The organism is Vibrio lentus (genome assembly GCF_030409755.1).
Taxonomy (GTDB): domain Bacteria; phylum Pseudomonadota; class Gammaproteobacteria; order Enterobacterales; family Vibrionaceae; genus Vibrio; species Vibrio lentus.
In genome coordinates, this window is record NZ_JAUFQE010000002.1 from 2,193,156 (window position 1) to 2,217,892 (window position 24,737).

At 43.6% G+C, this 24,737-nt stretch carries 26 protein-coding genes; 15 read left to right on the plus strand and 11 right to left on the minus strand.

Translation table 11 applies throughout. The annotated features are described in order from the left end of the window. Nucleotides 1-162: 162 nt before the first annotated feature. From QWZ07_RS18105 to QWZ07_RS18120, 4 genes are all read left to right on the plus strand, one after another. Nucleotides 163-1,017, plus strand: coding sequence for a co-chaperone YbbN (locus QWZ07_RS18105; RefSeq protein ID WP_065110944.1), 855 nt, complete (start codon nucleotides 163-165; stop codon nucleotides 1,015-1,017). Nucleotides 1,018-1,228: 211 nt separating this feature from the next. After that, entirely contained in the window at nucleotides 1,229-2,158 is a 930-nt protein-coding gene (locus QWZ07_RS18110) for an SPFH domain-containing protein (RefSeq protein ID WP_102297393.1), read from the plus strand. Between the two features lie 3 nt (nucleotides 2,159-2,161). After that, nucleotides 2,162-2,611 carry an NfeD family protein gene (locus QWZ07_RS18115; RefSeq protein ID WP_017106098.1) on the plus strand — a complete coding sequence of 150 codons (450 nt, stop codon included), beginning with the start codon at nucleotides 2,162-2,164 and terminating at the stop codon, nucleotides 2,609-2,611. Nucleotides 2,612-2,930: 319 nt separating this feature from the next. Further along, complete coding sequence (locus QWZ07_RS18120) at nucleotides 2,931-3,110, plus strand: hypothetical protein (RefSeq protein WP_017061927.1); 180 nt, start codon at nucleotides 2,931-2,933, stop codon at nucleotides 3,108-3,110. 82 nt (nucleotides 3,111-3,192) lie between these two features. Here QWZ07_RS18120 and cueR read toward each other — a convergent pair whose 3' ends face one another. From cueR to zipA, 5 genes are all read right to left on the minus strand, one after another. Beyond that, complete coding sequence (cueR, locus tag QWZ07_RS18125; protein WP_065110942.1) at nucleotides 3,193-3,585, minus strand: Cu(I)-responsive transcriptional regulator; 393 nt, start codon at nucleotides 3,583-3,585, stop codon at nucleotides 3,193-3,195. A 122-nt stretch (nucleotides 3,586-3,707) separates the two neighbouring features. Next, entirely contained in the window at nucleotides 3,708-4,511 is an 804-nt protein-coding gene (locus QWZ07_RS18130; protein WP_076669099.1) for a DUF2057 family protein, read from the minus strand. A 99-nt stretch (nucleotides 4,512-4,610) separates the two neighbouring features. After that, entirely contained in the window at nucleotides 4,611-5,759 is a 1,149-nt protein-coding gene (locus QWZ07_RS18135) for a porin (protein ID WP_076669102.1), read from the minus strand. A 525-nt stretch (nucleotides 5,760-6,284) separates the two neighbouring features. Next, complete coding sequence (ligA, locus tag QWZ07_RS18140) at nucleotides 6,285-8,297, minus strand: NAD-dependent DNA ligase LigA (RefSeq protein ID WP_192852216.1); 2,013 nt, start codon at nucleotides 8,295-8,297, stop codon at nucleotides 6,285-6,287. A 92-nt stretch (nucleotides 8,298-8,389) separates the two neighbouring features. Further along, the gene (gene zipA / locus QWZ07_RS18145; protein ID WP_192852217.1) at nucleotides 8,390-9,448 is read right to left on the minus strand and encodes a cell division protein ZipA; all 1,059 of its coding nucleotides are present in this window, start codon (nucleotides 9,446-9,448) and stop codon (nucleotides 8,390-8,392) included. A 228-nt stretch (nucleotides 9,449-9,676) separates the two neighbouring features. On the opposite strand from zipA, the gene cysZ reads away from it, so the two are divergent. The 5 genes from cysZ (at nucleotide 9,677) to crr (ending at nucleotide 14,665) form a co-directional block, all read left to right on the plus strand. Then, nucleotides 9,677-10,435, plus strand: a complete 759-nt coding sequence (cysZ, locus tag QWZ07_RS18150) for a sulfate transporter CysZ (protein WP_192852218.1) — start codon at nucleotides 9,677-9,679, stop codon at nucleotides 10,433-10,435. 223 nt (nucleotides 10,436-10,658) lie between these two features. Next, nucleotides 10,659-11,627, plus strand: coding sequence for a cysteine synthase A (gene cysK, locus QWZ07_RS18155; RefSeq protein ID WP_017061934.1), 969 nt, complete (start codon nucleotides 10,659-10,661; stop codon nucleotides 11,625-11,627). A 302-nt stretch (nucleotides 11,628-11,929) separates the two neighbouring features. After that, on the plus strand, nucleotides 11,930-12,187 hold the full coding sequence (locus QWZ07_RS18160; RefSeq protein WP_004734263.1) for an HPr family phosphocarrier protein: 258 nt from the start codon (nucleotides 11,930-11,932) through the stop codon (nucleotides 12,185-12,187). 137 nt (nucleotides 12,188-12,324) lie between these two features. Then, on the plus strand, nucleotides 12,325-14,049 hold the full coding sequence (gene ptsI, locus QWZ07_RS18165) for a phosphoenolpyruvate-protein phosphotransferase PtsI (protein ID WP_017106090.1): 1,725 nt from the start codon (nucleotides 12,325-12,327) through the stop codon (nucleotides 14,047-14,049). A 106-nt stretch (nucleotides 14,050-14,155) separates the two neighbouring features. Next, a complete protein-coding gene (gene crr, locus QWZ07_RS18170; protein WP_004737851.1) occupies nucleotides 14,156-14,665 on the plus strand; it encodes a PTS glucose transporter subunit IIA in 510 nt (169 codons plus the stop codon). Nucleotides 14,666-15,510: 845 nt separating this feature from the next. Here crr and QWZ07_RS18175 read toward each other — a convergent pair. The 4 genes from QWZ07_RS18175 to QWZ07_RS18190 form a co-directional block, all read right to left on the minus strand. After that, complete coding sequence (locus tag QWZ07_RS18175; RefSeq protein WP_004736189.1) at nucleotides 15,511-16,644, minus strand: flagellin; 1,134 nt, start codon at nucleotides 16,642-16,644, stop codon at nucleotides 15,511-15,513. 297 nt (nucleotides 16,645-16,941) lie between these two features. Then, on the minus strand, nucleotides 16,942-18,075 hold the full coding sequence (locus QWZ07_RS18180) for a flagellin (protein WP_192852219.1): 1,134 nt from the start codon (nucleotides 18,073-18,075) through the stop codon (nucleotides 16,942-16,944). A gap of 122 nt (nucleotides 18,076-18,197) precedes the next feature. Then, nucleotides 18,198-19,121 carry a Dyp-type peroxidase gene (locus QWZ07_RS18185; protein WP_192852220.1) on the minus strand — a complete coding sequence of 308 codons (924 nt, stop codon included), beginning with the start codon at nucleotides 19,119-19,121 and terminating at the stop codon, nucleotides 18,198-18,200. A 65-nt stretch (nucleotides 19,122-19,186) separates the two neighbouring features. Further along, nucleotides 19,187-19,648 (minus strand): DUF2919 domain-containing protein, encoded by a 462-nt coding sequence (locus tag QWZ07_RS18190; protein ID WP_065675259.1) that lies wholly within the window; start codon nucleotides 19,646-19,648, stop codon nucleotides 19,187-19,189. Nucleotides 19,649-19,757: 109 nt separating this feature from the next. Between QWZ07_RS18190 and QWZ07_RS18195 the strand changes: the two genes are divergently transcribed. Together QWZ07_RS18195 and QWZ07_RS18200 are read left to right on the plus strand one after the other, a co-directional pair. Then, a complete protein-coding gene (locus QWZ07_RS18195; RefSeq protein WP_017110359.1) occupies nucleotides 19,758-20,102 on the plus strand; it encodes a DUF2956 domain-containing protein in 345 nt (114 codons plus the stop codon). A gap of 12 nt (nucleotides 20,103-20,114) precedes the next feature. Then, on the plus strand, nucleotides 20,115-20,447 hold the full coding sequence (locus QWZ07_RS18200; protein ID WP_192852221.1) for a DUF4156 domain-containing protein: 333 nt from the start codon (nucleotides 20,115-20,117) through the stop codon (nucleotides 20,445-20,447). Between the two features lie 56 nt (nucleotides 20,448-20,503). Here the strand turns inward: QWZ07_RS18200 and QWZ07_RS18205 are convergent, their stop codons facing one another. Further along, entirely contained in the window at nucleotides 20,504-20,791 is a 288-nt protein-coding gene (locus QWZ07_RS18205) for a winged helix-turn-helix domain-containing protein (RefSeq protein WP_029223467.1), read from the minus strand. A gap of 205 nt (nucleotides 20,792-20,996) precedes the next feature. On the opposite strand from QWZ07_RS18205, the gene QWZ07_RS18210 reads away from it, so the two are divergent. The 4 genes from QWZ07_RS18210 (at nucleotide 20,997) to QWZ07_RS18225 (ending at nucleotide 23,517) form a co-directional block, all read left to right on the plus strand. Further along, nucleotides 20,997-21,344, plus strand: coding sequence for an ArsC family reductase (locus QWZ07_RS18210; protein ID WP_192852222.1), 348 nt, complete (start codon nucleotides 20,997-20,999; stop codon nucleotides 21,342-21,344). Between the two features lie 97 nt (nucleotides 21,345-21,441). Next, nucleotides 21,442-22,578, plus strand: a complete 1,137-nt coding sequence (gene dapE, locus QWZ07_RS18215) for a succinyl-diaminopimelate desuccinylase (protein ID WP_192852223.1) — start codon at nucleotides 21,442-21,444, stop codon at nucleotides 22,576-22,578. A 46-nt stretch (nucleotides 22,579-22,624) separates the two neighbouring features. Next, nucleotides 22,625-23,299, plus strand: a complete 675-nt coding sequence (locus tag QWZ07_RS18220; protein ID WP_192852224.1) for a M15 family metallopeptidase — start codon at nucleotides 22,625-22,627, stop codon at nucleotides 23,297-23,299. 8 nt (nucleotides 23,300-23,307) lie between these two features. Beyond that, complete coding sequence (locus QWZ07_RS18225) at nucleotides 23,308-23,517, plus strand: DUF2897 family protein (RefSeq protein ID WP_017107222.1); 210 nt, start codon at nucleotides 23,308-23,310, stop codon at nucleotides 23,515-23,517. Nucleotides 23,518-23,669: 152 nt separating this feature from the next. Here QWZ07_RS18225 and bamC read toward each other — a convergent pair whose 3' ends face one another. Then, a complete protein-coding gene (bamC, locus tag QWZ07_RS18230; RefSeq protein WP_017107221.1) occupies nucleotides 23,670-24,716 on the minus strand; it encodes an outer membrane protein assembly factor BamC in 1,047 nt (348 codons plus the stop codon). Between the last annotated feature and the right edge of the window lie 21 nt (nucleotides 24,717-24,737).

A 24,737-nucleotide genomic window follows, 5' to 3' on the forward strand; every position in this document is an offset into this window, starting at 1 on the left:
ACGCTATGCCCTCCCTGTTGAGATAATTACCTATCAACATTGAAGCATAGCGTTTTCTATTTTGGCTCTTTTTATTTGAGATAACCAAGTTAGATCTTGAAGTTACCAGCATCTCCCCCCATATTTGCAACGTACCCACAAAACACACCTCAAGGAACGTAAATGCAATCTCCGCATATTGTTGAACTTAATGAGCAGAACTTTCGTCAAGTATTAGAAACCTCAATGCAGACGCCTGTACTCATCCACTTTTGGGCACCAATGAGCCAAGAAAGTGCTCAGGTGATCCCTGAACTGCAAACATTAACTCAGCAATACAACGGCGCTTTTACTTTAGCTCTGTTGAATTGTGAACAAGAGCAGGCAATTGCTAGCCAATTTGGCGTACAAGCACTCCCTACTATTGCACTGTTTGTTAACGGTCAGCCTGTCGATGGTTTAGGTGGTCCACAAAGCATCGAAGCGATTGTTGAAATGTTAGGAAAACATCTTCCTAGCCAAGACGAACTCGCACTTCGTCAGGCTCTCGAGCAAATGCAAGCAGGCGAGCACGCACAAGCGCTCGCAGCAATGCAACAATTGCCAATAGAACTGACGGGCAAAGGCGAGGTAAAACTGGCAATCGCAGAATGTTTACTAGAAACGCAACAGTTTGATCTAGCTGAAACTCAACTGTCGACTATCCCTCTAGAATATCAAGACAACTACTACAAAGGCTTAGTCGCCAAACTCGAACTGCACAAACAAGCGGCAGACAGCCCTGAAATTCAAGCGCTAGAAACAACGCTACAGCAAAATCCAAGTGATGCTAAAACGGCCTCTGACCTAGCACTTCAGTACCACCAAGTGAACCGCAGCGAAGAAGCAATGGATCTTCTATGGTCATTCTTGGCAAAAGATCTCAATACCCTCGATGGTGATATGAAAAAAGAATTCATGGATATCTTAAGCGCACTTGGACAAGGCAATGCAGTTGCGAGCAAATACCGCCGCCAATTGTACTCTCTGCTTTACTAATTCGAACGCTAATAAGTTGATAAGTACAGAGGAAAATTCACCCCGATAAATGATAGAAACCTCAGCAATCTTATCGCATAACACAAAGTAAAATGGGTCATAAAATCAAGGTTTTATGGCCCATTTCTCGTTTATAAATTTGCTCGAATTTTAAATATGAGCCAGTATGAGTAAAGAACTATCAAAAACTCACACTTGCAAAGGATTTCGTATGCCTATTGATACATTGATTACTATTGGCGTCTTTACTGCCGTCGCACTGCTCTTTATTTTCGCTGGTGTCAAAACCGTTCCACAGGGTAATAACTGGACTGTCGAACGTTTCGGTCGCTACACACACACCCTCCAACCCGGCTTGAACCTAATCATTCCATTCATTGACAAGGTTGGTCAGAAAATCAGCATGATGGAACGTGTGCTGGATATTCCAGCTCAGGAAGTCATTTCAAAAGACAACGCCAATGTCATGATTGATGCTGTCTGTTTTGTTCAGGTTATTGATGCACCCAAAGCAACCTACGAGGTCAACGACCTTGAACACGCGATCCGTAATTTGACCCTGACTAACATCCGTACCGTGCTTGGATCTATGGAGTTGGATGAAATGCTCAGCCAGCGTGACATGATCAATACTAAGCTGCTAAACATCGTCGATGAAGCAACAAACCCTTGGGGTGTCAAAGTTACACGTATCGAGATCAAAGACGTGCAGCCACCAGCGGATCTAACCGCAGCGATGAATGCTCAAATGAAAGCCGAGCGTAACAAGCGTGCTGATATTTTAGAGGCAGAGGGCGTAAGACAAGCTGAGATCCTAAAAGCCGAAGGTCATAAGCAATCAGAAATCTTAAAAGCAGAAGGCCAAAAGCAAGCAGCAATCCTGCAAGCTGAAGCCCGTGAACGTGCAGCAGAAGCAGAAGCTAAAGCGACAGAGATGGTATCGAACGCTATTGCTCAAGGCGACATGCAAGCTGTCAACTACTTCATCGCACAAGGCTATACTGATGCTCTGAAATCGATTGGACAAGCAGAAAACGGTAAGATCATTATGTTGCCATTGGAGGCTACAGGGCTAATGGGCTCAGTCGCAGGCATCGCCGAGATGTTTGCACAAAGTAATGACAAAGACAGTAAGGACTAACTTATGGTCGAATTACTAGAACAAGTAAACCACTGGCATTGGTTGGCGTTTGGTCTAGCACTATTGGCTCTTGAGCTTATCGGAACGGCTGGTTACTTTCTTTGGATTGGTATATCAGCCATGCTCGTCGGGGCTCTTTTGGGTGCATTACCACTGGGTTGGCAGATGCAATGGCTATCATTCGCTAGCTTCTCGTTGATCACCACTTGGTTATGGTGGAGAAGGCAGTTGTCCAATGATAAAAACTCTGATGCTGGTCGGGAACTGAATCAAAGAGAAAAGCAGTTGCTGGGACAAACCGTACTATTAACTGAAGATATTAAAAGAGGTAACTGCCGAATTAAGGTAGGAGACTCTTCTTGGTCAGCAAGAGCTAGCCAAGATATCCCATCAGGTACAGAAATTAAGATTGTGGCTTTAGACGGAATAATTCTAATAATCCAACCTTTATAGCCAATTGACATATAAAGCCTACATTATCGATAAATGTAGGCTTTAATCAGTTTAAAGAACAAAGAACATTCGAATTATCATCACGATAGATTGAATAGAAAAAAAAATAAGTTCTTATTTCGTAAAACTAAAAATTTTGATTGAGCTAAAAAGATATAAGAAAGTCAGATTTATTAACCAATATATATATGAATAATGGGCCACGCTCTCGCTTAATTATAATTATTAAAAATGTTAAGTCCGTCCAATTTTTGAAATTTTCCTTTCCTTGTCCATACTTTCATTTATCTCAACAAGAGATAAACATAACGGAGTCAGTATGAGACATTTCCTAATAATTTTAACAGCGATATTCAGCCTTTCATTCGGCAGTGCTCTGGCGAGCAGTCAGTCTCCAGGTAACGGAAACATGGGGCCTATTGTGAAGTGTTCAGATGGAAACGCAGTCACTCATGTGCCATTGCTGATCTGCAAACACTATGGCGGTAAGGTGCTTTGATAGGTAACTAACGTCAGGCTAGTAATATTGTTTGCTGCCTGACACACTGTTTGGTTACCAAACAAGTTTTAATAAAGATAAGTTATTTTCGACCTGACAAATTATTCAAAATTGGACATTCGTTCGAGGTATCTCCAGGACAATCATGTACCCAAGATTGCAACTGAGCCTTCATCTTATTGAGTTCAGCAAGCTTCAACTCTATTTCATCTAACTTCTGCGTTGCTTTCTTTTTTACTTCGTAACTTTCTCTATTGGGATTCATCGCCAGCTCAACAAGCGCTTTGCACTCATCAAGCGTAAACCCAACCATTTTAGCTCTCAGTACAAACTCTAACTGTTCGATGTGAATCTCGCCGTATTGCCTATAACCATTATCGGAACGATGCGGAGGGCTCATCATGCCTTTACTTTCGTAAAAACGAATGGATTTCGCTGTTGTACCAACACGTTTAGCTACTTCACCAATATTCACTCTATTACCTATAATTCAAACGTTACCTAAAACAAAGAGCGCGACCTAAAACGAAAAACCGCAGTACTGCTGTTATACAATACTGCGGTTGAAAAACATAGCTAGAGACTTACGTTAGAGGATTACTCTTGCTCTAACAGCCAAATCATAGTTTGAGATTTTTCTTCGCTGTCTAGTTTATTGAACCAGTATGAAACCATTTCGATTTCTTTTGAGCCTTCAATTGATGCTGGAGAAGCGTTCTTACGATTTTTGAATGCCCAATCTGTCACTGCAGACTGCTCTTCTTTTGTTGCTTGTCCATACCAGTAGTTAACCATCTCTTGAGCTTGAGAAGCTTTTGGTTCTTCAGCAACAACCGCTGCGACAGGTACCGCTACTGGGGCAACCGCGATCGCAGTATGATTATTTGCGCCATTATAGATTGTGTCGATATACGCTTTCGGCACAATAAAGTTTGTACTCATTGTTGAGTTTTGTCCATCAAGCGTAAACTCTAAGTTCTTTTCTCTTGCTTGCTGTATATCAGCGTCGCTTAATGGAAACTTAATATATTGAGTCTTTGTGCAGTGTTCGCTGCAGCTTTCTCTTGAGGTTTGTCTCTCTTCTAGCTCTATCGTCTTACCGAAAAAGCTCACCGTTTCGTACTCTTTATAACTTTGGAAATAGCTTACATCCATAGTAATTGAAGATTCTGGAGCTGAGTTCTGTGTCACTTCTTTGTTGTACGTAAAGTAAAGTGACGATTTCAGGATATCTGCTCCTACATTCGCTTTACTTTCCGCAACGTAAGATTGTCCAGTAACCTGAATATAACCGCCTTTAGGTTGCACATCCGCCACTGAATCTGCAAAATTACTTTTTGAATCGAGTGAACTACAAGCTCCCAAAAATAATGATAATACAACTACACTAACTTTATTCATTATGACTAATTCCTTATGTTCACTATGGAAAAAACGCTGGCAAAATAATTTACCAGCGTTTTGATTTTATTTAACTAATTTTAAGCTGATAACGTTAGCTTAGAAACCGTACTCAAGACCAACGCGAGTTACGATATCTGTATCTTCAACACCATCTTTATAGAAAGTACGGCCCGCTACACGTAGGTAAGGTACGAAACCGTTATGAACAGCCATTAACTGACCAGAAATAGTACTGCTATCTGAACCAGCTTCTTTTTGACCATTCAATTCAGACTCTAAGTTGGCTGCGTAACCCAATTTGAAACCAATTGGACCATTCCAGTATTGACCAATAACAGAGTAAGAATCTTGTGTTTGCTTACGGATACCGTTGTCTAGCTCTTCACCTTTAAACGCTGCAGCGATGCCAAAACCAGCTGGTAAACTTGCTTCAAAGCCAACAATATATGCGAATGTGTCGTCATCATAACCAGCTACAGTATCAGTTTTGTAAATATCACCAGGGTTATGGAGAACATTACCAGCGCTGTCTTTAATTTCTTCCTGAGCAGTAACGTACTCACCACCAGAAGCAGCCACTACGCGGGTACCAGATTCAACACCAGCCATAAACGTGATTTTTTCGAAGCTGTACTTAGCGCTTGCGCCAACGAAGTTCGCATCACGAGTCGCTGCACCGCCACCGTTGTCGTTATCATCACGACCAACAGAAGCTGCAAAAGAGAAACCACCAAATTTAGCTGAATCGTAGCGTACTTGGTTAGATTGACGATCGTAGTGACCGTTGATGCCGCCCCAATCGAATACAGAACCTAGACCAGGGTTAGAGTATGGCCAATCGACGATTTCGTATAGTGGCGTAAGAACACGACCCACACGTAGGTTACCCCAAGAGCCAGAAGCACCAACGAACGTATCACGGAAACCTAGAACACCACCTGAAACACCGCCATGAGACCAGTCTGTGCTATCTACGTAGCCAGATTCGATTTGCATTGTGATTAATACATCATCAAACATATCTTTATGAGCACGGAAGCCGATACGAGATTCATTCTCTACAGCGTAACCTGAGCTGTCGTCTCTGTTGTCAGTTGTGTTGTAGTTAACTACAGAGATAGCTGCAACACCGTATACATCAACGTTGAAATCAGAGTTGATACCAACTTCTTTCGCCATTACGCCTGTCGATAAAAGTGCAACGGATGCACCTAGTAGAGTACGTTTGAAAATTTTGTTTTCCATGGAATAAAACTCCTAAAAATGGATATAGCTGTTTGAATATTCCCCGCCTAAAGTTGGCCGCCGTAGAGAGAAATACCTTTTCTTGTTTGAGAACCCTAAACTCTGAATTCTCTATTTCCTTTCTGGTTATGCACATCGTGTGCATCCATGGCATTAAGACTAACTTCGCCCTCAAAAAGATCAATGAGAACTTAATTTTCATCTAAAAAAATATGAGTTGGTGCAAATTTAGTAGGTACTTAGTGATCCAGATCGATAAATTGCAAAGCTCGCAGTTAAAAATAACAAAAACAATAAAAATCAAACATTTAGAAAAAGCCGCCCTCTATAAAGATAGAAGTAACTCGCATTTATTATACAACTAGAGCGGTATTTCATTAATGTTGAGCAACGTCACTGTCCTGATTTTAGAGTTCGTATAGGCACAAATTTCTCAACAATTAAAAAGACCTGATTTTTACAACAAATACAAAAAAGGCACTCCCTTGTAAGGAGTGCCTTTGAGCTTTTTTTACCTTGGTTTACTTACGAAATAAGTGCAATTAGATCTTCTTCTGTTCTTATTTCGATACCTAAATCTTGTGCTTTAGTCAGTTTAGAACCAGCGGCTTCACCAGCAAATAAGATATCCGTTTTCTTAGACACGCTACCGGTTACTTTTGCACCTAAAGCCTGCAAAGCGGCTTTCGCTTCACTGCGTCCTAATTTAGACAGTGAGCCCGTCAACACAACCACCTTACCCTCTAACGGTAGCTCTTGATCATCTGCTGCTTCTTCGATTGCAGGCCAGTTAACACCTAGCTCTAACAACTGTTCGACTACGGCTCTGTTTTTCTCCTGCGAGAAGAAGCTCGTGAGGTGACTTGCTACGATATCACCAATATCTGACACTTCAACCAACTGTTCATGAGTGGCTGCTTGAACCAACTCCAACGTTTTAAAATGCTGAGCTAAGTTCATAGCCGTCGCTTCACCCACTTCGCGAATCCCTAAAGAATAAAGGAAACGCGCCAATGTCGTGTCTTTGGCTTTATTAAGCGCACTCACTACATTCTGTGCTGATTTAGGCCCCATACGGTCAAGAACCGTAATCACGCCCGTACTTAACCTAAATAAATCGGCAGGAGTTTCTACCATTTCACGGTCGACAAGCTGCTCTATTACTTTTACGCCAAGGCCATCAACATCCAGCGCCTTTCTAGACACGAAGTGCTTAAGCGCTTCTTTACGCTGTGCCTGACACACTAAACCACCAGTACAACGTGCTACCGCCTCACCTTCGACACGTTCAACTGCAGAGTTACAGACTGGGCAAGCATCAGGGAATACAATGTCTTTTGCCGACTCAGGGCGACGATCGAGTACCACAGCCACAATTTGGGGGATAACGTCACCGGCACGGCGGATAATCACGCTATCGCCTACCTTCACACCTAAACGAGCAATCTCATCAGCGTTGTGCAGCGTGGCATTACTTACCGTCACACCACCAACGAAGATAGGTTCAAGTTTAGCAACGGGCGTAATAGCGCCTGTACGGCCTACCTGAAACTCAACATCGTTAAGCAGAGTGATCTCTTCTTGAGCTGGAAACTTGTAAGCTATTGCCCAACGAGGTGCTCGTGCAACAAAGCCTAGAGTTTCTTGTGCGGCAATGTCATCAACCTTAATCACCACCCCATCAATTTCATAAGCCAAGGCATCGCGACGAGTCATGATATCTTGGTAGTACGCTTTTACGTCCTCAAGCGAGCTTAATTGCTTAGTTTCAGGGCACATAGGTAAGCCCCAGCCTTTCAACTGCAAGAAGCGTTGATAGTGGCTATTTGAAAGCTCAGCGCCCTCCACAACACCGACACTGTATGCGTAGAAAGCCAAGGGACGTTTAGCTGTAATGCGTGAATCAAGCTGACGTAGGCTACCTGCGGCAGCATTACGTGGGTTCACAAAGACCTTCTCGCCTTTCTTCAATGCCAGTTCATTTAATTTGTCGAAGCCCGCTTTTGGCATAAACACTTCGCCACGGACTTCAATACGTTCTGGCCAGCCTTCACCTTGTAACTTAAGCGGAATCGAGCTGATCGTACGCACGTTTTCGGTAATATTTTCGCCCGTCGCACCATCACCACGCGTCGCTGCCTGTACTAAGGTACCGTTTACATAAAGCAGGCTCACCGCTAAACCATCAAGCTTAGGCTCACAACAGAAGGTCTTAAGATTCGCGGTTGGTGCTCGATCAGACATGCGCTTATTGAAACCATCTAAATCGTCATCAGAGAATGCATTGTCGAGCGAGAGCATTGGGATTTCATGAGCCACTTGCGTAAACCCATCTAAAGGCTGCCCGCCGACACGTTGGCTAGGCGAATCCACCGTCACAAGCTCTGGGTTCTCTTCTTCGATCTTTAGCAATTGCTGCATCAATCGATCGTACTCAACATCAGGAACCTCGGGGCTATCTTCTACGTAATAACGAACGGCATGATAGTGCAGCGTTTCTCTTAACTGCTCTAAGGTAACTTGAATCGATTCTTTCATATCATTCTCTATCGTGATTGAAATATCAAAAAGGGCTCCCTTAGGAGCCCTTTTCTATAAATATAGATCATTTATAAGGCTAAACAAGACGGCTAGGCGTTGGCTGCCGTCATAAAATCTCTGATTTGTTTACGGTAGTCAGACAAGCGATTTGGAGTCATTAAGTTACGTGACTCGTCCAAAACGTTTCCGCCCATATCATCAGCAATTTTCTGTGCTGCACTTAGCATTACATTGAAGTTCTGATCAGCTTGGCCGTAACAAGGCAGCGTCATGAAGAACGAAATGCCTTTCGTTGTAAAATCAGCAGGATCATCATGTTCTAGAGTTCCCGGCTGCATCATGTTCGCAATACTGAAAATAACTTTTGGCTCATCGCTAGATTGTGCAAAGCAGTGGTAGATAGACATCTCACCGTAAGTTAAGCCGTTGTTCTCCATGCTACGGAAAAGTTCAGTACCCACAAACGGGATCTCTCCAGCACAGTGAACATTGAGAACTATAACTTCTAGGCCGAGCTCTTCATCTGGCTTAGCTTCATCTGTAGGCGCGGTGCTTTGTGAAGCAACGACTTCTTTCTCAACGTCTACTTGAGCAACAAGCGGTTCACTTGGCGTCAGTGCTTTGTTAGGAGCTAGCGGCTCAGTAACGGTATCAGTAGTTTCTTCAAACGAACCATAGTGTTCTTTAAAGCCAGCATGGTTTTCTTTTTGCTCGTCAGTCAATTCGAAATTTGGAACCTCAGACTCGACAACTTCTTCGATCTCTTCAGGCTCACTCTCAATCTGAACTGGCTCTGCTTTAACACTGAAAGAAGGAAGATCATTCAATTCGATATCGTCTTCGATAACTTCTTTCGTTTGTGGTGCTGTTAGTGGGTCAGAGTCAATCAGCGGATCCGTAGCAGACGGTGAAACCGCAAAGTCCGGCTCTTTTCGCTCTTTTCTGATTATCTCAAAATCATCTTCTGGGGCGAATGAACGGCTTGGGATCGTTTCAGACTCGTCTAAGCTATCGTTATCAAGCTTACCAAGCGGCTTATCTCCAAACTTTGCTTTCCCTTCTTTTTTACTCGTCCATAGACCATGGAACAATAATGCGGCGATAGCTAACGCGCCAACAATAATGAGTACAAATCGCAATTCCTGCATTTTTCGCTCTCAGCTTTCTTAGTCAACTAGCTATATAAAGCTGTCACTAAGTTGGGTTAATTTGGCCAATCTCACTACTCTATCAAAAGTAGCCACTGTTTTAGAACAACTTAATACAATTAGTTCCTTACATGGTGTGATTTTCGCCACGCTTTTTTTCTTAATTTCGGTCGAGTACACTAGGGATGTTTGCTATTTAACCAAATTCACATGTGACCTAATTTAAATATGACTATTGAATCTATTCCACGCTCAGGCTTTGGCTATTTTATTTTCGGAATAAAAATCGCTTTATCACCGAGTATTCGTAAGTTTGTTTTACTTCCACTCATCGCTAACGTGTTACTCGTTGGTGGTGCTTTGTTTTATATCTTTTCCAACCTCAACACTTGGATTGAAGGATGGATGGGTGCATTGCCAAGCTTCTTGTCGTGGTTGTCATACATTTTATGGCCGCTACTGGTCATAACCGTCTTGGCCACGTTTTCGTATTTCTTTAGCACGCTCGCTAACTTCATTGCTGCGCCGTTCAATGGATTACTCGCAGAAAAGGTAGAAGAGTTGCTTAGTGGCAAAAAAGTCAACGACGATGGTTTACTTGATGTCCTTAAAGATACGCCACGTATATTAGCGAGAGAATGGCGCAAGCTTGTCTACGTTCTGCCAAAAGCGATCGGTTTATTCCTACTTTTGTTAATTCCAGCACTCGGACAAACCGTTGCGCCGTGTTTATGGTTCATCTTCACCGCATGGATGCTCGCTATCCAATACGCTGATTACCCATTTGATAACCACAAAATCAAATTCGATGATATGAGAAACATTTTGAAACAAAAACAAGGTAAGACCTACAGCTTCGGCGCGCTTGTTTCTGTATTTACGACAATTCCAATTTTAAACCTGATCGTAGTGCCTGTTGCGGTTTGTGGTGCCACAGCCATGTGGGTTGTTGAATTCAAAGAACAAGCATTAGACTCTCGTCGATAAACGATCCCACTTACCTTTCCTCGCCTATCTTTTGAAAATTCAATGACCAGTAAAGATAGGCGTGAACTCCCCTACATATCTATATGATATAACTTTTTAATCCTTTTACCTTTTTTTCAAGTTGTTTAATCTAAATTCAAGCTGAACAAACATCGAAAGACACTAGACGGTAAAGTGATTGATATACTACGTTTAGTTCTGTCATTAAATGAAGGAATATCGCATGAGCAAGATCTACGAAGACAACACCCTAACGATTGGTAACACACCGCTAGTCCGCCTTAACAAAGTAAGCAAGGGTAACGTCCTAGCTAAGATCGAAGCTCGTAACCCAAGCTTCAGTGTTAAGTGTCGTATCGGTTCAAACATGATCTGGGAAGCAGAAAAAGCAGGTACTCTTAAACCAGGTATTGAGCTTGTTGAACCTACCAGTGGTAACACAGGTGTTGCTCTTGCATTCGTTGCTGCGGCACGCGGTTACAAGCTAACGCTGACTATGCCTGAATCAATGAGCCTAGAACGTCGTAAGCTGCTTAAAGCGCTTGGCGCAAACCTAGTGCTAACTGAAGCACCAAAAGGTATGAACGGCGCAATTGCGAAAGCAGAAGAGATTGTTGCTTCAGACCCAGACAAGTACCTACTACTACAACAGTTCAACAACCCAGCGAACCCACAAATTCACGAGCAGACAACTGGCCCGGAAATTTGGGAAGCAACAGATGGTGAGATTGACGTGTTTGTAGCAGGTGTCGGTACAGGTGGTACTATCACTGGTACAAGTCGTTACATTAAAGGTGAGAAAGGCAAAGCCATCACTTCAGTAGCGGTTGAACCAGCAGAATCTCCAGTAATCGCACAAGCGCTTGCAGGTGAAGAAATCAAACCCGCTCCACACAAAATCCAAGGTATTGGTGCAGGTTTCATCCCTGGAAACCTAGATTTAGAGATTATTGACCGAGTTGAATCGGTAACTTCTGAAGAAGCGATTGAGATGGCTCAACGCCTAATGAAAGAAGAAGGTATCCTTGCTGGTATCTCATCTGGCGCGGCTGTTGTAGCGGCTAACAGAATTGCCGAACTACCTGAATTTGCAGGGAAAACCATTGTTACCGTCCTACCAAGCTCTGGTGAGCGTTACCTAAGTACAGCCTTGTTTGCAGGCATCTTTACGGAAAAAGAGAACCAACAGTAATATGTGGTCAAATCAATTTTTCGTCCAAAAAAGCCCCGTTTAGGGGCTTTTTTGTTGATCCCTGCCCCACCTTTGGTAATATCAGCTCTGTTTTATTTTTCGCTTCAAAATAAAAGAAGCAATAAACAAATTCTGAAAGTCATGAGTACTCAACAAAAGACGACCATGGCTGGATAAAAATTTATAACCAGTCTAAGTTCTAACACGAACATAGCGTACTAGCCTCTAGCGGATTTACGTTAAAGCAGTTAAGCTGAATTGGTTACAAACTTACAAAAAATAAATTAATTGGGGTATATAAAATGTACGAGAAGCAAGTAGAAATCACAGCAGAAAACGGCCTTCACACACGTCCAGCTGCACAGTTCGTTAAAGAAGCAAAATCTTTCGACGCTGACATCACAGTGACTTCTAACGGCAAAAGCGCTAGCGCGAAAAGCCTGTTCAAGCTACAAACTTTAGGCCTAGTAAAAGGCACTAACGTTACTATTTCAGCTGAAGGCCCTCAAGCTCAGCAAGCAGTAGACCACCTAGTTGCTCTTATGGATCAACTACACTAATACGGTCTCCTTCTTTCAAAGCCATTTTGCACAGCAAAGTGGCTTTGTTCGAAATAGATAGCGATAAGCGCGACATTTAGTCGACGACTTAAAGTCACACATTCTCCCGTTTACAGTTGAACAACTAAGGTAAGGCTATGATTTCAGGCATCCTAGCATCTCCTGGTATTGCTTTCGGTAAAGCACTACTACTTCAAGAAGATGAAATTGTCCTAAACACTCAATCTATCTCAGACGATCAAGTTGAAGCAGAAGTTCAGCGTTTTTTTGACGCTCGTAACAAATCTTCTCAACAACTTGAAGTTGTAAAGCAAAAAGCACTTGAAACTTTTGGCGAAGAAAAAGAAGCAATCTTTGAAGGCCATATCATGCTGCTTGAAGATGAAGAGCTAGAAGAAGAGATTTTAGCACTCATCAAGAAAGACAAAATGCACGCAGACAACGCGATCTACACAGTGATCGAAGAGCAAGCTGTTGCACTAGAGTCACTTGATGATGAGTACCTAAAAGAACGTGCGACTGATATCCGTGATATCGGTACTCGCTTCGTTAAAAATGCACTAGGCATCAACATTGTGTCTCTAGCAGATATCAATGAACAAGTTATCCTAGTTGCTTACGACCTAACGCCATCTGAAACAGCACAAATCAACCTAGACTACGTTCTTGGTTTCGCTTGTGACATCGGCGGTCGTACATCTCATACTTCAATCATGGCACGTTCGCTTGAGCTTCCAGCTATCGTTGGTACTAACGATATCACTAAGCAAGTTAAGAACGGCGACATGCTTGTGCTAGACGCGATGAACAATAAGATCATCATCAACCCTTCTGACGCTGAATTAGCAGAAGCTAAGAAAATCAAATCTGATTTTGAAGCAGAAGCGGCTGAACTAGCAAAACTTAAAGACCTACCAGCTATCACGCTTGATAACCATCAAGTAGAAGTATGCGGCAACATCGGTACAGTTAAAGACTGTGACGGTATCCTGCGCAACGGTGGCGAAGGTGTTGGTCTGTACCGTACTGAATTCCTATTCATGGACCGTACTGCACTTCCTACTGAAGAAGAGCAATACGTTGCTTACAAAGAAGTAGCCGAAGCAATGCACGGTGAGTCAGTGATTATCCGTACAATGGATATCGGTGGCGATAAAGATCTTCCATACATGGATCTTCCAGAAGAAATGAACCCGTTCCTAGGCTGGCGTGCAGTACGTATCAGCTTGGATCGTCGTGAAATCTTACGTGACCAACTACGCGGCATTCTTCGTGCATCTGCACACGGTAAGCTACGTATCATGTTCCCAATGATCATTTCTATTGAAGAGATCCGTGAACTGAAAAAAGCAATCGAAGAGTACAAAGTTGAACTTCGCGCTGAAGGTCACGCATTCGATGAAGACATCGAAATTGGCGTAATGGTTGAGACTCCAGCAGCAGCTGCAATCGCACACCACCTTGCTAAAGAGGTAGCTTTCTTCTCTATCGGTACTAACGATCTAACGCAATACACTCTTGCAGTTGACCGTGGTAACGAGATGATTTCTCACCTTTACAATCCACTATCTCCAGCGGTTCTTCTTGTAATCAAGCAAGTAATCGATGCTTCTCACAAAGAAGGCAAATGGACAGGTATGTGTGGCGAGCTAGCAGGCGATGAGCGTGCAACTCTACTTCTTCTTGGTATGGGCCTAGATGAGTTCTCTATGAGCGGTATCTCTATCCCTAAAGTTAAGAAAGTAATCCGTAACTCTAACTTCGCAGAAGTTAAAGCTATGGCTGACGAAGCACTATCTCTACCTACAGCTGCAGAAATTGAAGCTTGCGTAGAAAAGTTCATCGCTGAGAAAACTCAGTAATCACCAAGAGCTTAATAAAGTTAGACGGCTAAAAATAGTCGTCTAATTTGTTAGATTGGTATAGTATATTCTACAGAATAAAACTAAACGTTAGGAGCATGACACAATGGGTCTGTTTGACAAACTGAAAAAGCTAGTATCTGACGACAGCGCTGACGCTGGTGCAATCGAAATCATCGCACCTCTATCTGGCGAAATCGTAAATATTGAAGATGTGCCAGATGTTGTTTTCGCTGAAAAAATCGTTGGTGACGGCATCGCGATCAAACCAGCTGGCGACAAGATGGTAGCTCCAGTTAACGGTACTATCGGTAAGATTTTCGAAACTAACCACGCATTCTCTATCGAGTCTGACGACGGTGTTGAGCTTTTCGTTCACTTCGGTATTGATACTGTTGAACTTAAAGGCGAAGGCTTCACTCGTGTAGCTGAAGAAGGTCAATCTGTTAAAGCTGGTGACACTATCATCACTTTCGACCTAGCGCTTCTAGAAGAGAAAGCGAAATCTACGCTTACTCCAGTTGTTATCTCTAACATGGACGAAATCAAGGAGCTGAACAAGCTTTCTGGTTCTGTAACTGTTGGCGAAACTCCAGTTCTTAAAGTAACTAAGTAATTTCGATTACTTAACTGCTTTAATAAAAACGCTGCCTAAGGGTGGCGTTTTTTGTGCCTGCTATATTGTTCTAGCCTCTTAACCAACAGTTCTGACTGCCGCTCTTCACCTCATTGTAGACAGCCCCTCAATAAGCCACAGCAATACCAACCCTTAATTGCCAACTAACCGCCCTACTTTGTTATTAAACCCAGTCAAACACCGTTCTAGACGCTGATACGGCATGTTAAATCACGCGGTATGACTTCAGGTAGACACAGATCTCTGATATCTCGCTCAGCTCGATTCTGAGATGACGAATGTTGACTCCATTACTTAATCCTGATTATTCACCTTTGTAAAAGGCAGTTCGCGCTATCTCGTTTATTATCTTTCGGCCACAACAAGAGCCTGACATCTAATTCGAATCAAGCCTCGACCAAAAGCAGATTCCTGATACCTCGTTCTACTCGGTTCTGGAATGACGTATATATCCTTACTGACCTATAAAGCACGCGTCATTCCCTGCAGTGGTAAACAAGAACTAAAGTAGCATTCTCCTTAAAAGCCAGATTCCTGATGCCTCGTTCCACTCGGCTCTGGAATGACGAAAGGCTGCTTTGATGCATTAAACCATGAAATCATTACTTCCCGGTGCCGTCATTCCCTACAGTGAGGAACGAACGTGATAGGGAATCTCGCTTTTATCCTGTTCACCGACAGCGCACTTTTCCCAAATAACAGGCAATAAAAAACCCAGCCGAAGCTGGGTCTGTTTAGCGCTCATCTCTCACCACGAGCTAATTTGTGGAAGCCTAACGTTAACGCCTAGGAACAACATATAGTCAACGTGGCCTTTCAATCGATTAACCTAGTAGGCTAAGTGCCGAGTTCGGTGCTTGCTTCGCTTGAGCAAGAATCGAGCTTGATGCTTGAGAAAGGATCTGAGACTTAGTCATCTGAGTCGTTTCTTTCGCGAAATCGGTATCTTTAATACGGCTCTTAGATGCGTTAACGTTCTCGTTAATGTTGTCTAAGTTGCTGATAGCGTGGTCGAAACGGTTTTGGAAAGCACCCAGTTCAGCACGGTGGCTATCTACATACTTAAGTGCCGCATCGATAACAGCTACAGATTCTTGTGCGCCGCCAACTGATGTTACGTCGATAGTATCAACGGTTACATCTTTGCCAGGTTGCATGCCTAGTTCACCAGCAAGGCTGCCAGAGAATGCCACTTCGCCTTCAACTTTGTTGTTACCAGTAAACATTTGTAGCTTACCGTCTTCAGTTACAGACGCTTTAACAGAGTCTTGTTGACCGTTGATGTACGTTGCTAACTCTTCGATATCGTCGCCCGCTTTCGCAGACACATCGATTTCTTGTGCTTGACCGAAGTTATCAGTGAACGACATTTTTAGGTCGTTTGCGCCAGCTTGAACGTTCCAGTCTTTGTCTTTCGCGTTCTCAGTTTGGTAGCTCTTACCACCCATCTGAGCGTTATCAGAGCGCATGTCTTTCAGTTGAAGCATTACCGCTTCACCGTTATCCGCACCGATTTGGAATGATTTAGTACCGTGAGTACCGTTAAGCAGCTTGTTGCCACCGAAAGACGTGGTTTCCGCAATACGGTTCAGTTCGTCGTTCAATGCTGTTACTTCTTCTTGAATCGCTACACGCTCAGATTTTGAGTTTGAGCCGTTTGAAGATTGCAGAGACAAATCACGCATACGTTGCAGGATGTTGGTTGTCTCGTTCATTGCACCTTCAGCTGTTTGTGCAATAGAGATACCGTCGTTCGCGTTACGAACAGCAACATCAAGACCACGACTCTGAACGTTCAAACGGTTCGAGATTTGTAGGCCCGCAGCGTCATCTTTCGCGCTGTTGATTTTAGAGCCTGAAGCTAGACGCTCCATTGATGTTTGTTGTGCGCTGTTTGCGTTGTTTAGGTAACGTTGTGCTGTCATCGCTGAAACGTTGGTATTTACATTCACTGCCATGGTGACTTCTCCAATTGATTTTCCGGTATAGCGGTTTCCGACGTCTCGGAAAACCAAGTAGTTATCTCTAAGTTACTATTGATAACGGCGTGAATGCTGAAACCTTTAGGAAAAAAACAACAAAATTAAAGAAATAGCGGTAAAGGAGAAGAAAGCGTGATTGGTAGTAAAATTATCAAAAAAAGATGAGAAAAACGCTAAAGTTGTCGAGATGTCAGTCGAGCGAAAAGTTGTATTTTTATTAACCAAAGGGCTTTAGTTAAACTGAAATACCTTTATAAGATTCGAGGCGATTTATTAACCTAACAAGGTTAAGGCAAGATTCGGCGCTTGTTTGGCTTGAGCCAGTATTGTGGTGCTCACTTGCTGCAGTATTTGCTGCTTGAGCATTTGAGTGGTTTCTTTGGCGTAGTCGGTATCTTTGATTCGGCTGTTGGATGTCGCCAAGTTCTCATGAACGTTTTCGAGATTGTTTATTGCATGGTCAAAGCGGTTTTGCATCGCGCCGAGTTCGGAGCGGTGACTATCCACATACTTCATCGCGGTATCTAAAATAGAGACAGCACGCTGCGCGCCACCTACATCGGTCACATTGATGTCATCGACTGATTCGTAATAACCCGCCGACATCGAAAGCTCACTGGCTAACGAACCTGAGAAAGAGATCGTGCCTGCCGTGTCTTCGCCAGACATATAGATCTGAAGCTGCCCTTCATCATTAACGGAAGCCGAGACCAGATCCGTTTGACCATTAATGTAAGTCGCCAACTCTTCAATATCATCGCCCGCTTTCGCGTTGATGGTGATCTCTTGTGGCTGACCAAAACGGTCGGTAAACGACATCGTCATATCATTCTGGTTGGATTTGACTTCCCACGAGTCACTTGCCTTGCCATTGGCAACATAACTAAATCCACCCATGTTGATGTCATCGGTGCGCATGTTTTTCAAACCTATCTGCACCGCTTCACCAGAACTGCCACCGATTTGAAATGACGAGCTACCAAAACTACCGTTAAGAAGTTTTTTACCGCCAAATGAGGTGGTTTCAGCAATTCGATTCAACTCATCATTCAAGGCGGTTACTTCTTCTTGAATCGCTGTCCTTTCAGACAGGCTATTCGAACCATTACTCGCTTGCAGCGACAAATCTCGCATGCGTTGCATGATATTGGTGGTTTCATTCATCGCCCCTTCTGCAGTCTGCATAATGGAGATTCCATCGTTCGCATTTCGAACCGCGACATCAATGCCGCTCATCTGCGCTTCAAGTCGATTCGAAATTTGTAAGCCAGCCGCATCGTCTTTTGCACTATTAATACGACTCCCTGAAGCTAAGCGCTCCAAAGATTGGTTCAGCATGTTATTGGCATTCGACAGATTCCTCTGAGCCACCAGCGCTGAGACATTTGTATTAACAGTTATAGCCATAGACCTTCACTTACAAAAAGATGAATAAAATTCACGATTGCTTTTATATCGACCAATTCATCTAAAGCTTTAATAAAAAAGGAGCCCTGAGGCTCCCTTTGTTTATTCTATTTTGAGACGATTTACTTAACCTTTAATGCACTCAACATGTCAGTTGAAGGAGCAAAGTAGTAAGCGCCTGTTACCGCTTTAGTAAAGCGAAGCAGTTGGTCTGTTTTACCATCTGTCACGCCGTACATACTCTCTAGCATCGCATCAAAGTTATGACGAACGTTACAGTAAGCAATGAACAATAGACCGTGGTCGCCCGTTGCTGTGCCGTAAGGTAGGCTATGACGAACAATTTTAAGGCCCTTGCCTTCTTCTTTGATATCCACACGACCAACGTGAGACGCCGCAGGAACATCATCTAGCTCGATAGAGTCTGGCTTAGTACGGCCAACCACTTTCTCTTGTGCCGATACATTTAATCGGTTCCAAGCAGGTAGGTTATGCACAAAACGTTGCACCATCACATAACTACCACCAGCGAACTCACCTTCAGGCACTATCGCCACTTCAGCGCGCTGTGCGTCTTTCGGGTTTTCAGTGCCATCAACGAAATCGGTCATGTCACGTGAATCTAGGAAGCGGTAACCGTAGGTTTCATCCACTACTTCAACGTCTGCAGCTACTTCAGATAGCAATTTGCGTAGGATGAAGAAGTGCAGATCGTGTCGATTTGAATGACAGTGAATCAGAACATCAGACAATGTGCTCGGTGCAGTGACATCACCCTCACCAAGCGCAGGGAAATCAATGAGGTCAGACGGAGCAGCTTGCTCGAACTTATCCCAAAACGCCTTTGAGAACGCAACTGACGCCGTTAAGTTCGCATCGGGTTGAGTTTGGTTAAGCTCGTCGATTAGAGTCGGAAGCTTTTGAATTTCAGCTAATACGTTAGCAGCGTTAGCATTCACTTTTAATTGAACGTAAAGAGCGAAAGGCCCAGCTTCTGGCAAGATAGCACTTTGAACGTTAGGCTGCTCATTTGAGATGTTAAGCATAGATTAATCCTTTCATTTTTAGCTTCTAAGTATAATTGTGAATGGGACAAATGTTTTGATGAGAATCAGTCTTCGAGCTCAACCACTTTAAAGCAATCCCTAGCGGCATGACTATTGGTTAGAAAAAGCGCTAACCATAGGAGCAACAACAGGGTGATGCCATTTGACCAACGGAACCATCCATTATCCAAATAGATTAAATAAATGGTATGAGACCCCTGCGCCAAGATAGCCATCATGGTAACCCAACGCCCCCAAGATACGACTTTATTTAGACGCTTTCTATCTGGTGTTCTAAGTCCAAACAACCACATCAGTAGCAAGCTGGGGACACTCAACGCAATTCCGACATAAAACATCTGATGGTCAGGGTAGATTATTTCGAGGATATCCGTTCCCGACTCTCGGCTTGCGCCCGCAACAATGAAAACGACCAAAGCTTTCGCCAGAAACAGCCAACCTAACCATAATAAGATCGGGGCTTTCAAAAAGCCGTGTTTGTCGTATTGTTCTATGGAGTACCGCACAAATCTCACTTTCACTTATTTTCAAACCAACACTTTAACGCAAATCATTCATACTTAACTAGGTTTGCGTTATCTTATTGGTTAATCCGTTTTAATTATCGAACTCAGTATGAAAAAGAAAACTAATACACCGTCTGTTGAATCTCAACAAGAAGCACTGAAGATAGCCAAAGCGACGCAAAAGCCAGCTCAAACCAAAGAACAAACGAAGTTGATTGCTCAGGGTATTGAGAAAGGCATCGCACTTTACAAGAAACAGCAAAAAGAGCGCAGTCGCCAAGCTGATAAAGCAAAGAAACGTGTACAGAAAGAGAAGCAGACTCAACAAGCTAATCTAGACGAAGAGAACAATGTAGACACGAGTATTGAAACAACATCAAATCACGCCAGTAAATTGCCGTGGTTACTATTGATCGCAAGCTGGGTTGGTTTCGCGATTTATTTGATGAAATAGCAGGGTTGACGTATGAAAAAGGAATTAGTCGCTTTAGCTATGACTGGCATGTTATTAGGGTGCACGACACCGACGACAGTCCCGCATAGCGAAGCTGACCAAGTACAAATGGATTATCACGGACTGATTGATATCAGCAAGTGCGCGTACAAAGGGGAAGTCACAGGCAGCGAAGGCCACTGGTACAGCTACCTATTTTTCCCAAATGACACGCTGATTCAAGGCGCAATGAATGAGCTAAAGTCCAATGCTATTGGATTAGGTGCGGACACCGTAATTTTCACACTTCCCCAAGATTTTGCGACTTCCGTAACCATGTTGGGCACCGCTTATCGATGTCGCTAATTCGACTTACCGCTGATTGGTAGGGAGAAGAAAGAAGAAAGCCAGCTTTCGCTGGCTTATGCACTAAATCCAAGGCTTGTTGCTATATCGCCTTTACGTTCGATAACCCATTGACTATCAAATGGCCCCCAGTCGGATAACTGGTAATAACCATCATTATGACGTCGCCCATCTTGAACAAACATAAGTTCGATACCGATCCCCGGTAACGCCTTGAGTACATCTTGAATAGTACGACGAGGCCAACCCGTTTTTTCGATGAGTTTAGGCACATTTGGCCTATCAAGGCTTTCCACTAACAATGCTAAATATAGCCGCCTTGCAAAAACAGGACTCAACTCCATTGACACCTCCTATATATGTGCAACTCAATTATTTCTTTTTTCGCTGACAACATGTTGAGGCTGATCAATAAGTCTCCAATAGTGACATTTTCTTACTGTTTTTTTTCACTCTATGAAATATTCCTCACTCTATTTTGTCTGAATTGCAGCTTCCTGATAGGATTCAATTCATAACAACGAAATAAAATCACCCAAAGGAAGAATAATGACTATCACTATGTTTGGCATTCCGAACTGCGACACCATCAAAAAAGCAAAAAAATGGCTAGAAGCTGAAGGTATTGAGTTCGAATTTCACGATTATCGTAAACAAGGCATCACTGAAGAGTTAGTGACAAGCTTCTGTTCAGAACTTGGTTGGGAACTGGTGCTAAACAAACGTGGTACGACCTATCGCCAATTGACTCAAGAACAAAAAGACACGTTAACAGAAGAAAAAGCAGTGGCTCTGCTTGTTGAACAACCGGCAATGATTAAGCGCCCAATTCTGAACGTTGATGACAAGCTTCACATCGGCTTCAAAGCTGACCAATACGCTACTGTTTTTGCTTAAGCAGCCGTATAAAATTAAACAAATAAAGCGTTGAACCTCCCCTATTCAGCGCTCAACAATTAATGACTAGACGTTTATTTAAACAAGGAATTCAAGGATGACAGATAGCCCAACTTTGGCTCTGGCAAAAGACCTAATCAGCCGTCAATCGGTAACACCAGAAGATGCAGGCTGCCAAGACCTGATGATTGAACGCTTAAAAGCACTCGGCTTTGAAATCGAAGTGATGGTATTTGAAGATACGACGAACTTTTGGGCTCGCCGTGGTACAGAAGCGCCTCTTTTTGCTTTTGCTGGCCACACTGATGTTGTACCTGCTGGCCCAGTTGAGCAGTGGAACACTAAGCCATTCGAACCGACTATCGTAGATGGTTTCCTACATGGTCGCGGCGCGGCAGATATGAAAGGTTCTCTAGCTTCAATGATCGTTGCAGTAGAACAGTTCATCGCTAAGCACCCTGATCACACCGGCTCAATCGGTTTCCTTATCACGTCAGATGAAGAAGGTCCTTTCATCAACGGTACGGTACGTGTTGTTGAAGCACTGATGGCTCGTGGCGAGAACATCGACATGTGTATTGTGGGTGAACCATCAAGTACTGAGTACGTCGGTGATGTCGTGAAAAACGGCCGTCGTGGTTCTATCACTGGTGATCTAACAGTTAAAGGCACACAAGGTCATGTTGCTTACCCTCACCTAGCAAACAACCCGGTACACAGCTCTCTGCTTGCGATCAATGAACTGGCTACTACCGAGTGGGATAAAGGAAATGACTACTTCCCGCCGACTAGCTTCCAGATCCCAAATGTAAGTGCAGGCACTGGCGCATCAAACGTGATTCCTGGTGAATTTAATGTTCAGTTTAACCTTCGCTTTAGCACAGAGTTAAACAACGACATCATCGTTGAGAGAATCACAAATACACTCGACAAATACGATTTCGAATACGATTTGAAATGGACATTCAATGGCGACCCGTTCTTAACAGACGCAGGCTCACTGCTTGATGCTATTGTTGATGCCGTCGGTCACGTCAATGACGTAAAACCAGCACTACTGACTACAGGTGGTACATCAGACGGACGCTTTATTGCGCGCATGAAAGGGCAAGTAGTAGAACTAGGTCCGGTTAATGCAACCATTCACAAGGTTAACGAATGCGTGAAAGTGGCTGATTTAGAGAAGCTAACCGACATGTACGAAAGAACACTAGTGAACCTGTTCGCTAAATAGTTCTTTGATAAGCGATTGATAGCATCTAATTATTGAGAGACGCGTTATGACACCAGAGCAGCTTACCGGACAATCTGATTCACATCTGGAGCCTAGCCTGATTGGCACCAAGACCTTCTTGGTCCACAGTAATGTCAAAGATGATCTGAACAATTTGATTAAAGCTGCTCAGCTCGCTGGTTTTAAAATGGAGATTGCCAGTGGCTTTCGCGACTATGAAAGGCAATCTCTGATTTGGAACCGCAAATTTTCTGGTGAAGTACCGATATTAGACTCAGAAAGCCAACCACTGGATGCTTCAACGCTCAGTGAACAACAAAAGCTGTCGGCGATCCTGAGGTGGTCTGCGCTTCCTGGGGCGAGTCGTCATCATTGGGGTTGTGACTTTGACGTCTTTGCTCGCAATCATTTACCTGAAGGCGCGCAGCTACAGCTGGAACCATGGGAATACCTAACCGGCCACCAGCAAGCGTTTTACCAATGGCTGGTTGCCAATGCATCTCAATATGGGTTCTTCTTCCCTTACAGCCAAGACCTTGGCGGTGTTGCGATAGAACCTTGGCATATTAGCCACCGTAAAGTTTCACAGTTGTGTTTATCACAGTTATCTCCCACTTTACTTGGCAAGCAACTCCAATCTAAGCCAATATTAGGGTATGAGATAATTATGGAGCAGCTAGACGAGATCTATGCGCGCTTCGTGGCGAATATCAGTCATTAGGAGCGCTTATGTTGGAGTGGCTTACAAACCCTTGGGTTATCATCATCATCGTGGTTAGCGTTGTGGTGGGTAATATTGCTGCGCTCAAACAGACCGCCAATATGGATCTGACAGGTCGTAATAAAACAGAGAAAGACTTAGACAAACTCAATCAATTGGATAAACAGAACCAAGAGAAAGCTCAAGAAGATAAGTCCACAGAGAACAAAGACACTTAACCTAATGCCTTTGATGCGCTCGCCCCAACAAGTCAGGTGCGCTGTTATCCCTAATTGAAATTAGACAACAGATAGATAAAACGCTGACGAACAACATAAAAAAAGAGGACACAATGTGTCCTCTTTTTTATTTATCAAAATCAGCTCAGGGCTTATTCAGCTTTTGCTTCTTTCTTATCTTTGGTTTGGTCAGCAACGTGTGCCAATACCGGAACCATTGACTTAAGTAGCTCTTCTTCTACTGGCTTACCTGATGCATCCGTTACGTTAATCGACGTACGGTTACCAAGATCACCAAACAAGAAGGTGTAAGTACCTGGCGCTAGGTCAATAGGCTGTAGGCCAATCGTTTCCCAGAACTCATCATCAGGCGCTGCGTATTTCGCTTTTACGGTACCTTGAGACTGGTTACGCTCTTCAAGCTCGAAGCCCATTTGAGGTAGCAGTTCAGGCAAGCGTTGCCACAACACGTTGTAAGGCGTACGCGCGATAATCACAGGGAAGCCACTGCGATCAGCGCCCATTGAAATAGGGATACGTTTCACTAACTCTTGCGCTTTCAGTGCAGCTTCAGCACGAAGGTTTTCATCGTACTTAGCCATCACAAGGTTCGTTAGGAACGCGTTGTAACGCTCTTTATTGGTTGCCGATACAGGTTTTTCTTCAGAACCTTCACGCCAATCAATCAGGTTAATCTTGAAGCCATGACGATTGTTCGCTTGGAAACGAGAGATAGAATAACGGCTGCCAATCTCTACTTCTTCGTCTTCAGAAACCCAAGTTACCCAATCGGTCTCAATGTCGTTCTCTGATTGCTCACGAATGCCAATGCCACGCTGAGCTAGCATGTCTACCGCCGTTTGCCACACTCGGTCTGCTTCTTCAGCACGAAGAAGCCATAATGTCACTTCACCGTTTTGACGCTCAGCACGAGCACCAGGGATCAGTTCAAGAACCTGTTGAGGCGGACGAATATCCACTTGACGACCTGTACCACCACTGAATTCACCGCTTGGGATATCAAAATTTGGGTAGAACTGAGGTTGAGCATCTTCAGGCAATTGCCATTGTGAAAACTCAGGTGTTTCTAAGTATTCGAAATCATCTTTGGCTTGGCGACGTTGAGTCGGGCTGCCAGAACATGCTGTAAGAACGAAAACAGCCAGTGACCCAATCACTAGCTGGTGAGAATACTTCATTTATACTCCTAAATGCCGAAG

What these genes read in the sequence shown, in the direction of transcription:
- bamC (WP_017107221.1), bottom strand. Translation starts at nt 24,716, where the DNA reads ATGAAGTATTCTCACCAGCTAGTGATTGGGTCACTGGCTGTTTTCGTT.
- QWZ07_RS18205 (WP_029223467.1), bottom strand. Translation starts at nt 20,791, where the DNA reads ATGGAGTTGAGTCCTGTTTTTGCAAGGCGGCTATATTTAGCATTGTTA.
- ptsI (WP_017106090.1), top strand. Translation starts at nt 12,325, where the DNA reads ATGATTTCAGGCATCCTAGCATCTCCTGGTATTGCTTTCGGTAAAGCA.
- cysK (WP_017061934.1), top strand. Translation starts at nt 10,659, where the DNA reads ATGAGCAAGATCTACGAAGACAACACCCTAACGATTGGTAACACACCG.
- QWZ07_RS18185 (WP_192852220.1), bottom strand. Translation starts at nt 19,121, where the DNA reads ATGCTTAACATCTCAAATGAGCAGCCTAACGTTCAAAGTGCTATCTTG.
- QWZ07_RS18135 (WP_076669102.1), bottom strand. Translation starts at nt 5,759, where the DNA reads ATGGAAAACAAAATTTTCAAACGTACTCTACTAGGTGCATCCGTTGCA.
- zipA (WP_192852217.1), bottom strand. Translation starts at nt 9,448, where the DNA reads ATGCAGGAATTGCGATTTGTACTCATTATTGTTGGCGCGTTAGCTATC.
- QWZ07_RS18175 (WP_004736189.1), bottom strand. Translation starts at nt 16,644, where the DNA reads ATGGCAGTGAATGTAAATACCAACGTTTCAGCGATGACAGCACAACGT.
- ligA (WP_192852216.1), bottom strand. Translation starts at nt 8,297, where the DNA reads ATGAAAGAATCGATTCAAGTTACCTTAGAGCAGTTAAGAGAAACGCTG.
- QWZ07_RS18225 (WP_017107222.1), top strand. Translation starts at nt 23,308, where the DNA reads ATGTTGGAGTGGCTTACAAACCCTTGGGTTATCATCATCATCGTGGTT.
- QWZ07_RS18195 (WP_017110359.1), top strand. Translation starts at nt 19,758, where the DNA reads ATGAAAAAGAAAACTAATACACCGTCTGTTGAATCTCAACAAGAAGCA.
- QWZ07_RS18120 (WP_017061927.1), top strand. Translation starts at nt 2,931, where the DNA reads ATGAGACATTTCCTAATAATTTTAACAGCGATATTCAGCCTTTCATTC.
- QWZ07_RS18115 (WP_017106098.1), top strand. Translation starts at nt 2,162, where the DNA reads ATGGTCGAATTACTAGAACAAGTAAACCACTGGCATTGGTTGGCGTTT.
- crr (WP_004737851.1), top strand. Translation starts at nt 14,156, where the DNA reads ATGGGTCTGTTTGACAAACTGAAAAAGCTAGTATCTGACGACAGCGCT.
- QWZ07_RS18110 (WP_102297393.1), top strand. Translation starts at nt 1,229, where the DNA reads ATGCCTATTGATACATTGATTACTATTGGCGTCTTTACTGCCGTCGCA.
- dapE (WP_192852223.1), top strand. Translation starts at nt 21,442, where the DNA reads ATGACAGATAGCCCAACTTTGGCTCTGGCAAAAGACCTAATCAGCCGT.
- QWZ07_RS18130 (WP_076669099.1), bottom strand. Translation starts at nt 4,511, where the DNA reads ATGAATAAAGTTAGTGTAGTTGTATTATCATTATTTTTGGGAGCTTGT.
- QWZ07_RS18220 (WP_192852224.1), top strand. Translation starts at nt 22,625, where the DNA reads ATGACACCAGAGCAGCTTACCGGACAATCTGATTCACATCTGGAGCCT.
- QWZ07_RS18200 (WP_192852221.1), top strand. Translation starts at nt 20,115, where the DNA reads ATGAAAAAGGAATTAGTCGCTTTAGCTATGACTGGCATGTTATTAGGG.
- cysZ (WP_192852218.1), top strand. Translation starts at nt 9,677, where the DNA reads ATGACTATTGAATCTATTCCACGCTCAGGCTTTGGCTATTTTATTTTC.
- QWZ07_RS18160 (WP_004734263.1), top strand. Translation starts at nt 11,930, where the DNA reads ATGTACGAGAAGCAAGTAGAAATCACAGCAGAAAACGGCCTTCACACA.
- QWZ07_RS18105 (WP_065110944.1), top strand. Translation starts at nt 163, where the DNA reads ATGCAATCTCCGCATATTGTTGAACTTAATGAGCAGAACTTTCGTCAA.
- QWZ07_RS18210 (WP_192852222.1), top strand. Translation starts at nt 20,997, where the DNA reads ATGACTATCACTATGTTTGGCATTCCGAACTGCGACACCATCAAAAAA.
- QWZ07_RS18180 (WP_192852219.1), bottom strand. Translation starts at nt 18,075, where the DNA reads ATGGCTATAACTGTTAATACAAATGTCTCAGCGCTGGTGGCTCAGAGG.